Genomic DNA, 11,556 nt, shown 5'->3' on the forward strand with positions numbered 1-11,556 from the left:
TGGAGGAGTCGGATCGCGCTGACAGCGTTCCGAGAGCTACGGGAGGCACGGAATGCTTTGGAAGATCATCGGAATTGTCGCGGTCGTGTGGATCGCGTTCGCGGTCATCGGCTGGCTGATCAAGGGTCTTTTCCCGATCCTGATGATCAGCCTTGTCGTCTTCGGTTTCTACCTGCTGTACAAGGCGGTGTCCGGCAAGGACAAGTCGCCGATCAGCAAGTTGTAGCAGCGACTTTCGCAGCGAGCCGTTCGGGGTCCTGAGGGACGCCGGGCGGCTTTTCGCCGTTGTGGGCTGCCACGCCGAGCAGCGGGAATTATCGGCCGCCACCGTCCGTTCGCCGGGGCATGGCTACTGCGATTGTTGCCGCCGCATACGGCGGACCCGAGGTGCTGTCTCCCATCGAGGTCGAGGTTCCCGCTCCCGGACCGGGTGAGGTCACCATCGAAATCCGCGCCGCGGGCGTGAATCCCTTCGACGCCAAGCGCTACAGCGGTGCGTTCGGCACCGATCCGAAGGCCCTGCCGATCCGGCTGGGGCTGGAGGCATCCGGTGTGGTGACCGCGGTGGGTCCGGATGCGATCGGCCCTGCCGGTCCGGTCCGGGTCGGCGACGAGGTCATCGCCCGCACCGAGGGCGGGTACGCGACCGCCTTGACCCTCCGTGCCGAGAAAGTGGTGCCCAAGCCTGCCGCGCTGAGCTGGGAGAAGGCCGCGGGCGTGCTCTCGACCGGCGGCACCGCCGTGCATCTGCACGCGGCCACCGGTGTGCAGTCGGGTGACACCGTGCTCGTGCACGGGGCGTCGGGCAGTGTGGGATCGCTGGTCGCGCAGTTGGCGGTGGCGCGTGGCGCACGCGTGATCGGCACGGCGGGGCCGTCGCGGCATGAGCAGTTGGCGCGCTACGGCGTCGACCCTGTTGCGTATGGCCCGGGCCTGGCGGATCGGGTGCGGGCGCTCGCACCGGATGGCGTCGATGTGGCCATCGATACCGTCGGCACCGATGAGGCCGTGGATGTCTCCCTGGAATTGGTCGCCGATCGCGACCGGATCGCGAGCATTGTCGCGTTCGGCCGGGCCGCCACCGACGGATTCAAGATCCTCGGCGCCGGACCAGGAGCCGATCCCGGCACGGAGATTCGCGGCAATGCCTGGCGAGAGCTGCTCGATCCGGCGGCCGCCGGGAAGCTCGAAGTGGTCATCGGCCGGACCTTCCCGCTGCTCGAGGCCGCGGACGCGCATCGACTGGTGATCGGCGGACACCCGGGCGGAAAGATCGTGCTGCTGCCCTAGCGGAGTAGTCGAAGCGATTTGTCGAAATGTCCCCTTCACGGTGACCTCCTGACATATGTTGTTGCCCACAACATATTGATGTGACGGCCATCACCCCTCCGTGTATGAGGTGTGGCCGAAGCTCGGAAGGTCACCGTGATGAGGACGAAAAGCCCGCTCCCGCCTGCGAATTCCACTCGCCGCCGGATCCGGCCAGGATTGGCCGCGGCCGCCGTGGCCATGTCCGGCCTACTGGCCCTGACGGCCTGCGGATCGAATTCCAGCAGCAATGACTCGTCCACGACCTCGGGCGGCGGCGGGGGCGGGGGCGGCAATGGCACCGTCGGCGTCATCCTGCCCGAGACCGCCACCTCGGCCCGCTGGGAATCCTTCGACAAGCCCCTGCTGCAGAATGCCTTGCGCTCGGCCGGATTCGACGCCGACGTGCAGAACGCGCAGGGCGATGTCCAGAAGTTCAGCTCGCTCGCCGACGGCATGATCGCCAAGGGCGTGAAGGTGCTCGTCATCGCCTCCATCAATAGCGAGGTCGGTGGCGCGGTCGCGGCCAAGGCCAAGAAGGCGGGCATCCCCACCATCGACTACGACCGTCTGAATCTCGGCGGCTCGTCGGACTACTACGTGTCCTTCGACAATGTGAAGGTCGGCGAACTCCAGGGCACGGCGCTGGCCGGTGCGCTCAAGGACAAACAGGGCGCGGAGGTCGTCGAGATCGAGGGCGCGCCCACCGACAACAACGCCACCCTGTTCCATCAGGGTCAGTTGAAAGTGCTTCAGCCCCTTTATGATTCCGGTGCTTTGAAGCTGGTTCGCAGCCAGGCCATCGACGACTGGAACAATCAGAAGGGCGGCACCACCTTCGAGCAGATCCTCACCGGCAATGGCGGCAAGGTCGACGGCGTGGTCGCGGCCAATGACGGCCTGGCCGGTGCCGTGATCACCGTGCTCAAGAAGAACGGCCTCAATGGCAAGGTGCCCGTCACCGGCCAGGACGCCACCGCCGACGGTCTAAAGGCCGTACTGCGCGGCGATCAGTTCATGACCGTGTTCAAGCCCATCAAGGAAGAGGCCGAGAACGCCGCGAAACTCGCTGTCGCACTGGCCAAGGGCGATACCGCCGCCGCGGATGCGCTGGCGCAGGGCGTGAGTCAGGATCCCAAGGGTAAGCGGGATGTGAAATCGGTTCTGCTGCAGCCGCAGACGGTGCTGCGCGCCGACGTGAAGAAGGTGACGGACGCGGGCTTCGTGAAGGCCTCCGACCTGTGCACCGGTGACGTCAAGGCCGCGTGCACCGAACTCGGCATCTCCTGAAGGGTCCTTTCGAATGAGTGAGCCGCTGCTCCGGATCACCGGCCTGAACAAGAGTTTCGGGCCGGTGCATGTCCTGCATGATGTCGACCTCACCGTGCCGGCGGGCGAGGTCACCGCGCTGGTCGGCGATAATGGCGCGGGCAAGTCCACCCTGGTGAAATGCGTTGCCGGAATTCATCCTTCGGATTCCGGCGAAGTGAGATTCCGGGGTGAACCCGTGCATCTACGCGGGCCGAAGGATGCGGCGGAGCTCGGCATCGAGGTGGTCTACCAAGACCTCGCCCTCGCCGACAATCTCGACATCGTGGCCAATATGTTCCTCGGGCGCGAACGCGGCCGGTCATGGCGGCTGGACGAGGCGAGCATGGAGGAAGCCGCGCGGCGCACGCTGGCCTCACTCGGCGTGCGCACCGTGAAATCGGTGCGCACGCCCGTGGCCTCGCTCTCGGGCGGGCAGCGCCAGACCGTGGCCATTGCCAAGGCCGTGCTGTGGAACAGCAATCTGGTGCTGCTGGACGAACCCACCGCGGCGCTCGGCGTGGCGCAGACCCGGCAGGTGCTGGATCTGGTGCGGCGCTTGGCCGAACAGGGGCTGGGAGTGGTGTTGATCAGTCATAACCTGGCCGATGTGTTCGAGGTCGCGGACCGGATCGCGGTGCTGTACCTCGGGCGGATGGCGGCCCAGGTGCGCACCGCGGACGTCACGCATGGGCAGGTGGTGGAACTGATCACCGCCGGACGCTCCGGCGATCTGGGATTGGCTCGGCCCGAGGCGGTCGTGCTGTGAGCGAGGACGTCGTGGGTAAGCAGATCTCTGATCCAGAACAGGCAAGCACTGACATGAACAAGGTTTCGGATTCGGCGCAGCCCGCCGACCCTGCGACCGCGATCACCGACTTCGGGATCGATACGGCGACACTGTCCACGCGAGAAGCCGTGCGGGACTATGTGGCTCGGCTGCGAGCCGGTGAAATCGGTTCGCTACCGGCCATACTCGGGTTGATCGCACTCGTCGTGCTGTTCTCGCTGATGTCGGATGTGTTCTTCTCGCTCAACAACATCGCGAACCTGTTGGCACAGGGCGCGGGGCAGACCATTATCGCGATCGGCATCGTGTTCGTGCTGTTGACGGGGGAGATCGATCTCTCCGCGGGGACCGCCTCCGGTGTGGCCGGTGCGGTGCTGGCACTGCATTACGTCGAGAACGGAAACCTGCTGTCGGGCATGGGGTCCACGGTGTTCTACATCTTCAACGCCCTGCTACTGCTGGCCGCGCTGCTGGCGGCATTGCTGCGGATCTGGCCCGGGGTGGTGTTCTCCCTGGCCGGAGTGCTGATCACGGTCATCGGGTTCAAGGCGAATCCGTGGGTCGAGATGCTGCTGGCGGTCTGTGTCGGCGCGGCCATCGGATGCATCACCGGATTCCTCATCGCGAAGATCGGAATGCCTTCGTTCGTCGTGACTTTGGCGCTGTTCCTGGCCTGGCAGGGCGTGATCCTGCAACTCATCGGCGAGGGCGGCGTGCTCGGCATCAGCTCCTCGCATGTGCTGGATGAGGTCGCCAATGGGAACCTGTCCACGGTGGGTAGCTGGCTGCTGTGCGTGGTGGCGGCCGGAGGGTATGCGGCGGTCACGCTGGGCGGTCATTTCATGCGCCGCCGACGCGGACTGGTCATCTCGCCGACCCCGCTGGTAGTGGCGAAAGTGGTGGCGCTCTGTGGTTTTGCGGTGCTGGTGACGGCGCTGCTCACCGTGAACCGGTCGCCGAGCAAGCTGATTCAGATCTCCGGTGTGCCGTATGTGGTGCCGATCGTGCTGGCACTGCTGGTGGCCGGGACCTATGTGTTGCGGCGCACCACCTATGGTCGTCACATCTACGCGGTCGGCGGTAATGCCGAGGCCGCTCGACGGGCGGGCATCAATGTAACCCAGTTGCGGGCAAGCGTTTTCGTCATCAGTTCCTCGTGTGCGGCGATCGGCGCGATCGTGTACTCGTCCAAGGTCGGTTCCGTGGATCCGCAAGCGGGCGGGCTCAATACGCTGCTGTTCGCGGTGGGCGCGGCGGTGATCGGCGGCACCTCGCTGTTCGGCGGGCGCGGGCGGGTCGCCGATGCGGTGATCGGTGGTGCCGTACTGGCGGTGGTCTCCAACGGACTTGGGCTGCTTCAGCAACCGGCCGCCGTGGTCTCCATCGTGACCGGGCTCGTCCTACTGCTCGCCGCGAGCGTGGACGCATTGTCGCGTCGCCGCGCGGCGGTGGCGCTGCGGTGAGCGCCGCAGTGGTATTGCTGAGTCCATGACCGTCGCCCGACCGGACGAGGTACGCCGGTTCAACCGGTCGAGCCTCCTGCGGCTACTGCACACCGGAGGCCCCACCACCCGCGCGGCGCTGGCCATTGAGCTCGGGCTGAACCGGTCCACCATCAAAATGCTGGTCGACGGTCTGGCCGAGGCCGGACTGGTGGAGGAGCGAGTCCCGCGCCTATCGCGCGGCGCGGGACGGCCATCCTTGCTGGTGTTGCCGCAACCGCAGGCGGCGGTGGTGCTGGCGGTGGATGTGCAGGCCGAACACGCCGGGATCGCGCTGGTCGGGTTCGGCGGGCACATCTTGGGGCGCAACAGCTGGAATCTGCATGGGCGGCAACGGGAACCGGACGAGGTCATCACCCATGTGGCGGAATCGGCGGCACTGCTGGCCGCCGATCTGGGACTGTGCCCCGTCGCGGCGGGCATCTCGGTACCGGGTGTGGTGCGGCGCGTCGACGGGCATGTGCACAATGCGGTCAACCTGAGCTGGGGTGAAGTCGCGCTCGGGCAGCGCATGACGGCCGTGCTGGAAGTGCCGGTCACCGTCGGCAATGATGCCGAATTCGGTGCGCTGGCAGAGCATTTGCGCGGAGTAGGGCGTGGGGCGGGCGACGCGGTGTTCGTCTCCGCGGATGTGGGTGTCGGAGGTGGGATGATCGCGCAGGGGGCGTTGCTGCGCGGATCGGCCGGATACCTCGGCGAGGTCGGGCATATGACGGTGCGGCCCGGCGGTCGCCCCTGTCACTGCGGTAATGAAGGCTGCTGGGAGACCGAAGTGGGGGAGGCCGCGCTGTGCCGGGCATTGGGACTGCCCGAGTACGGGCCGCGCGGTGGAATCGTCGCGGAACTGCGTGCCCGGCAGGACGATTGCCTCGAAAAGCTCGGCGAGTACCTGGATTGGCTGACCCTGGGCCTGGTGAATGTGGTCAATATCCTCGGCCCGGAGTTGATCGTGCTGGGTGACCTGTTCACCGCATTGCCGGACGCCGCCGTAGCCCGTGTCCGCGAACAGGTGCAGCGGCGCAGCATGGTGAGCCGGGCGCTGGGCGGGGTGCGCATCGAAAAGTCCAGCCTGGGGGCCGATCTCAAACTCGTGGGTGCCGCCGAGGCCGCGTTCGAAGGCGTACTCGGGGTGCTGTGAGTCGGCGTACTCGGGGTGCTGTGAGCCGAAGAGCGTGAGGTTGAATAACCCCATGGAACAGCTCCCCGAGGACTGGGACCGCGGCATTGTCATCGTCGCGCACCCCGACGACATCGAATACGGTGCGGCCGCCGCCGTCGCACGCTGGACCAGGCAGGGCAAGGACATTCGCTACATCCTCGCCACCAGCGGCGAGGCAGGCATCGCGGGCCTCCCGCCCGCCGAATCCGGCCCCCTCCGCGAAGCCGAGGAACGCGCCGGCGCCAAACACGTAGGCGTCACCGAAATCGAATTCCTCGGCTACCCCGACGGCCGCCTCGAGGAATCCATCCCCCTCCGCCGAGACCTGGCCGCCGCCATCCGCCGCCACCGCCCGGAAATGGTCATCCTCTTCAACTTCGGCGACTCCTGGGCCCGCGGCTACGCCAACAGCCCCGACCACCGAGCCCTGGGCCGAGCCGCCCTGGACGCCGTCTCCGACGCCGGAAACGAGTGGATCCACCCCGAACTGTCCGACCTCCCCGCCTGGTCCCCCCGCTGGGCAGCCGTCTACGGCGTCCCCAACGGCAGCCACGCGGTAGACGTCACCGACACCCTCGCCCCCGCAATAGATTCCCTCACAGCCCACCACCGCTACCTCGAAGCCCTGAGCCCCACCCCGGTACCGGACCAGGCCCGAGACGTCATCAACATGACCGCAGGCCCCAAGGAAGGCTTCCCCGCCCCCCACGCAATCTCCTTCGAGCTCTACTACTTCAGCTGAGCCCCCACCCACGAAGCCCCTCAGCCATTGCATCCTCATGGCAGCAGCCCGCGACTGCCATGACGCGTGCACAAGTTTCTACGGCTCTTAGCCGGGCGCTGAAGTTCCGGGGAGGCGGGACGGCAGTAGTCTGTGCGCGTGCGAGTAGCGGTGGTGGCTGGGCCTGATCCGGGACATGCGTTTCCGGCGATCGCGTTGTGCCTGCGGTTTTTGGCTGCGGGGGATGAGCCGGTGCTGTTCACGAGTCCGCGGTGGTTCGATGCGGCTCGGGATGCGGGGATCTCGGTGCGGCGGTTGAAGGGGCTCGCGCCTCGGGCCGAGGACGATGATGAGGATGCGGGGGCGCGGATTCATCAACGGGCGGCGCATATTTCGACCGAGATTCTGCCGGATTTGAGTGCCATGCTGCCTGAGCTGGTGGTATCCGATGTGTTGACCGCGGGTGGGGGGATGGCGGCCGAGCGGTTGAAGGTGCCGTGGGCCGAGCTTTCGCCGCATCCGCTGTATCTGCCGTCCAAGGGGTTGCCGCCCATCGGGAGTGGGCTCGCGCCGGGGGAGGGTGTGCGCGGGCGGGCTCGGGATGCGGTGCTGCGCACGTTCACCGGACGCGATATTCGGCGCGGCGAAGCGCAGCGGGAGCTGGCTCGGGTGGGTGTCGGCCTGCCCGCGGAGGACCCCGGGCCGACAGTCCGACTGGTCGCCACACTGCCCGCCCTGGAAGTGCCGCGCCCGGACTGGCCGGAGAACGCGCACCTGATCGGCCCGCTGCTGTGGGAGCCGACCGACCACGTCCTGGAATTGCCTCCCGGCGACGAGCCGCTGGTCATGGTCGCCCCCTCGACGGCGCACACCGGCGTCACCGGAATGGTCGACCTGGTGTTGCAAGCCCTGGACGGCGCGGGTGTCCGAGTAGCCGTCTCCACCCTCGACACCGTGCCCACCGACCTTCCGCCCTGGGCCACAGCAGGTTTGGGCCGCCAGGACGAACTCCTCCGCCACGCCTCCGTCGTAATCGGCGGCGGCGGCCACGGCCTCCTGGCGAAATCCCTCCTCGCAGGCGTCCCCGTCGTCACCATCCCCGGCGGCGGCGACCAATGGGAACTCGCGAATCGCGCCGTCCGCCAAGGCAGCTCACTCCTGATCCGCCCCCTCACCCCCGAATCCGTCCGCGAAGCAGTCCAGCGGATCCTGGTGGACCCGGCCTTCACCGAGGCCGCCCGCTCAGCCGCAGCCGATGCCGCCGTGGCCTCCGACCCGGTACAGATCTGCCACGCCGCCCGCGAATCCGCCCGAGCAAGCTGACCCGATCGCTGCGGTCGGCGCCGTGGTGGCCTCGGACTTTGCGCGGATCTGTCCTGCGCCCGGGGGTACGCCGGTTGCTGCCGTGACTCCCGACCCGTACGGATCTGCGACGCATTCGGGAGTCCGCCCGAACCAGCTGACCTCGCGCGGACCTGCGGCGTCACCCCTTGTCTTTCAAGATCAGGGAGCGCTGGTGGAGGAAAAGAGGACCGCAGAGCGCCATCAGAGCTCCCTGATCTTGATTGGTGAGTTGTCAGTCTGTCGAGCAGCGCGAATTGGGCCACCAAACTGTGGGGCGTCCTGGGCTAAGCGGTGGTTGTGCTCGGGGCGGAAGGTGTGGCGTAGGCTCCCGGCCGTGCGATTGACGGAGTTTCAGGAGCTGTTGCATACCGAATTCGGTACGGCGCGTGGTGATGCGCTGTTGACCGACCACGTTTTGCCGTCGATGGGGAGGACGGGGGCCGCGGCCATCGAGTCGGGGGTGGACCCGCGCGATGTGTGGCGTGCCTTGTGCTCAGAATTCGATGTACCGCCGGTCCGTTGGTGAAGCGCCGTCCGCCAGGGCGAACATACTTGCAGACCTTCTCTACGGTTGCAGGCCTTGCAACGCCTGCAACTGTCGAGAAGGCCTGCGGCAACTAGCGCGGGTGGGTTTTGCGGGCGTAGTGGCGGGTGGCCTTGGCTCGATTGCCGCAGGTGAGCATGGAATGCCAGCGGCGGGTGCCGTTTTTCGAGGTGTCGTAGAACCAGAGGACGCAGTCGGGGTGGGCGCACTGTTTGATTCGGTCGGGGGCGGCCGCGAGCAGGTGCAGGAGGTTGTCGGCGGCCAGCCAGGCTGGGAACCATTCGGGGTGCCGGGTTTCGGGGATGTCGGCGGGGCCGGTGGGGGTGAGGGTGCGGCGGATGCGGCCGTGGTCGAGGACGGTGTTCAGGTCGGCGGTGGATTCGCCGCGGGCCGTGTGCAGGATGGCCTCGCGCGCGGTCAGCACGGTCTTCAGGGTTTTGTCGTCGGCGGCGGCCGTGAGTTCGTTGTCGGTCAGCCATTGACGCAGTCCGGACACGTCGGTGAGCAGATCCTGGGGGCCTTCCGCGGCGATCCAGCGGGTATTGAGCAGGTCCAGGGCGAGCGGTTCACCGAGGTGGGGGCGCGGATTGGGCACGCCTGAGGGTAACTGTCGAGCGGTCGTCATCGGCGTAACGCCTCCTCTCTAACTGATCAAGTCGACTATGGAGGTTGACGGAGTAATCCCGCCCCCATTAGCCTCTAACCCGCCAAACAATCTACACAGGTTAGAGCTTCCGGAGGTCACCAAGACTCCCCGAAAGGACCCGCCATGCGCCCTCCGCTGCCCCCGTTCGACCTGGAATCGGCCAAGGTCAAGGTCCGCGCCGCCGAAAACGCCTGGAACACCCGCGATCCCGAAACCGTCGCCCAGGCATACACCGAGGACTCCGTCTGGCGCAATCGCGACGAGTTCCTCACCGGCCGAGCCGAAATCGTCGACTTCCTGAAGCGCAAATGGTCCACCGAGAACGGCTACGCCCTCCGCAAGGAACTCTGGAGCTTCAACGACAACCACATCGCCGTCCGCTTCCAATACGAATGGCACGACGAATCCGGCCAATGGCACCGCAGCTACGGCAACGAACTGTGGGAGTTCACCCCCGAAGGCCTGATGTCCCGCCGCGAAGCCAGCATCAACGACACCACCATCGACGAATCCGAACGCCGCATCTTCGGCCCGCGTGGCGAGGACGAACAGGACGCGGTGCTCCCTATTCGATGACACCCATCGCAATTGGACACCCATCGCAATTGCCTGATGCCGCGGTTCGACGGTGACCACGCCCGGTATCTAGATCGGGCGAGAACGTCCGGCGGAGGCTGCGGTTCGGCGGTGACCGCGTGTGTGGCCAGACGGGACGCGAAAACGCCTGCCGGGGAATCGAATCCTGGCAGGCGTTCTCATATTGGTCCGCTGAGCACCGGGAATTCCGGGTCGGCCGCTCAGGCGACGAGCACCGGGCTCTCGGTCGCTGTGGCAGACGCGGTCCGGGCACGACGTAATAGCACGAACGCCACCGCGCCGAAGATCACGCCGACCGCCCCCGCCACCGTCACGGCCGCATCGAGTCCGTGCACGAAGTCCGCGGTGGCAAGCCTGCGCTCATCGCCTGCCGTATTCCGGAAGACCGTGCCCAGCACCGCGACTCCGAGCGCGAGCCCGAGTTGCCGCGCGGTGTTCACCGCCCCGGCGGCTGTTCCGGACTGCTGCGGCGCGACGGCCGCCATGCCCGTCGACACCAAGGCCGGGGCGCTGATGCCGACGCCGATGCCGATCACCACGAATCCTGGAACGATTGCCGTCCAAGAGGATCCGGCATCGATGAGGGTCAGTAGGCCCGAGCCCGCGCCGATCGCGATCACTCCCGCGCCGACCGTCCATTCCGCCGAAACGTCGTGCAGGACACGCCCGGCCAGGCCGGAGGTCAGGAATGCGGCCACGGCCAGCGGCAGCATGGCCAGCCCGGCGCGCAGCGGGCTCAACCCCAGTTGCTGCTGCAACCACAGTGAGAGCAGCGGAGCCGCTGCGAAGGCCGCGAACGCCTGCCCGGATGCGCTCAGCAGGGTGCCGCCGAACATGCCATTGCGCAGCAGTGCGAGCGGGAACATCGGTGCGGCGCTGCGTGATTCGATCACAATAAAGGACACCGCCGCCAATGCGCCCGCGGCCAGTGCGAGTAGTGCGCCGCCATCGCTCCAGCCGTGCTCGCCGCCGCGAATGATGCCGAAGGTCACCCCGGTCGCTACCACCGTGAACGCGAGCATGCCCGGCACATCCACGGTGCGTCCCGGCTGCCGTCGCGAGGCCTGGAACACCATGGCGGACAAGGTGATCGTGACCGCCGCGATGGGCAGGTTCACGAAGAAGATCCACCGCCAGGACAGCAGATCGGTCAGCACGCCGCCGAGCACCACACCGAGCCCGGCGGCCGCACCCGCCACCGCACCCCAAGTGCCGAAGGCGATTCCGCGATCGCGCCCGGTGTAGGTGGCGTGCAGCAAGGACAGCGTGGTCGCGAACATGGCCGCGCCGCCGATGCCCTGGAACACCCGGGCGGCCACGAGAACCGGTGCGTCCCCGGCCAATCCGCATGCCAGCGAGGCGATCGTGAACAGTCCGAGCCCGGCCAGATACACCGGCTTCGCGCCGATTCGATCGGCCAGCGACCCGAGCACGAGCAGCAGTGCGGCCAGTGCCAGCGCGTACCCGTCCACGATCCACTGCAGCCCGGACAGTCCGGTATCCAGGTCCGCCGCCATATCGGGCAGGGCCACATTCACGATGGTGACGTCTATGAGCAACATCAGCGTGCCCAGGCACGCGGCGAAAAGTGGGAGCCACTTCCGCATGAGAACCTCCAGGGAGTGAGCGATTTCGTC

General features: G+C 67.0%; 12 protein-coding genes. 10 read left to right on the plus strand and 2 right to left on the minus strand.

Going from position 1 to position 11,556, the window contains the following annotated elements; all coding sequences use genetic code 11:
* The first annotated feature begins 52 nt into the window (after window positions 1-52).
* From AB0N05_RS07190 to AB0N05_RS07230, 9 genes are all read left to right on the plus strand, one after another.
* Complete coding sequence (locus tag AB0N05_RS07190) at window positions 53-226, plus strand: hypothetical protein (protein ID WP_364688524.1); 174 nt, start codon at window positions 53-55, stop codon at window positions 224-226.
* A gap of 119 nt (window positions 227-345) precedes the next feature.
* Window positions 346-1,290 carry an NADP-dependent oxidoreductase gene (locus AB0N05_RS07195; protein WP_364688526.1) on the plus strand — a complete coding sequence of 315 codons (945 nt, stop codon included), beginning with the start codon at window positions 346-348 and terminating at the stop codon, window positions 1,288-1,290.
* 138 nt (window positions 1,291-1,428) lie between these two features.
* Window positions 1,429-2,598: a substrate-binding domain-containing protein gene (locus AB0N05_RS07200; RefSeq protein ID WP_364688528.1), complete on the plus strand. Its 1,170-nt coding sequence runs from the start codon at window positions 1,429-1,431 to the stop codon at window positions 2,596-2,598.
* A 13-nt stretch (window positions 2,599-2,611) separates the two neighbouring features.
* Window positions 2,612-3,385 carry an ATP-binding cassette domain-containing protein gene (locus AB0N05_RS07205; RefSeq protein WP_364688530.1) on the plus strand — a complete coding sequence of 258 codons (774 nt, stop codon included), beginning with the start codon at window positions 2,612-2,614 and terminating at the stop codon, window positions 3,383-3,385.
* A 53-nt stretch (window positions 3,386-3,438) separates the two neighbouring features.
* On the plus strand, window positions 3,439-4,869 hold the full coding sequence (locus tag AB0N05_RS07210) for an ABC transporter permease (protein ID WP_364688532.1): 1,431 nt from the start codon (window positions 3,439-3,441) through the stop codon (window positions 4,867-4,869).
* 25 nt (window positions 4,870-4,894) lie between these two features.
* Window positions 4,895-6,046, plus strand: coding sequence for an ROK family protein (locus AB0N05_RS07215; protein WP_364688534.1), 1,152 nt, complete (start codon window positions 4,895-4,897; stop codon window positions 6,044-6,046).
* Window positions 6,047-6,098: 52 nt separating this feature from the next.
* Entirely contained in the window at window positions 6,099-6,809 is a 711-nt protein-coding gene (locus AB0N05_RS07220) for a PIG-L deacetylase family protein (protein ID WP_364688536.1), read from the plus strand.
* A 138-nt stretch (window positions 6,810-6,947) separates the two neighbouring features.
* Complete coding sequence (locus tag AB0N05_RS07225; RefSeq protein ID WP_364688538.1) at window positions 6,948-8,111, plus strand: nucleotide disphospho-sugar-binding domain-containing protein; 1,164 nt, start codon at window positions 6,948-6,950, stop codon at window positions 8,109-8,111.
* A gap of 355 nt (window positions 8,112-8,466) precedes the next feature.
* On the plus strand, window positions 8,467-8,658 hold the full coding sequence (locus tag AB0N05_RS07230; RefSeq protein ID WP_364688540.1) for a DUF3046 domain-containing protein: 192 nt from the start codon (window positions 8,467-8,469) through the stop codon (window positions 8,656-8,658).
* A gap of 91 nt (window positions 8,659-8,749) precedes the next feature.
* Here the strand turns inward: AB0N05_RS07230 and AB0N05_RS07235 are convergent, their stop codons facing one another.
* Window positions 8,750-9,271: a CGNR zinc finger domain-containing protein gene (locus AB0N05_RS07235; RefSeq protein WP_364689579.1), complete on the minus strand. Its 522-nt coding sequence runs from the start codon at window positions 9,269-9,271 to the stop codon at window positions 8,750-8,752.
* A gap of 174 nt (window positions 9,272-9,445) precedes the next feature.
* Between AB0N05_RS07235 and AB0N05_RS07240 the strand changes: the two genes are divergently transcribed.
* Entirely contained in the window at window positions 9,446-9,898 is a 453-nt protein-coding gene (locus AB0N05_RS07240; protein WP_364688542.1) for a nuclear transport factor 2 family protein, read from the plus strand.
* A gap of 221 nt (window positions 9,899-10,119) precedes the next feature.
* Here AB0N05_RS07240 and AB0N05_RS07245 read toward each other — a convergent pair whose 3' ends face one another.
* The gene (locus AB0N05_RS07245; protein ID WP_364688544.1) at window positions 10,120-11,526 is read right to left on the minus strand and encodes an MFS transporter; all 1,407 of its coding nucleotides are present in this window, start codon (window positions 11,524-11,526) and stop codon (window positions 10,120-10,122) included.
* Between the last annotated feature and the right edge of the window lie 30 nt (window positions 11,527-11,556).

The organism is Nocardia sp. NPDC051030 (genome assembly GCF_040683015.1).
GTDB lineage: Bacteria > Actinomycetota > Actinomycetes > Mycobacteriales > Mycobacteriaceae > Nocardia.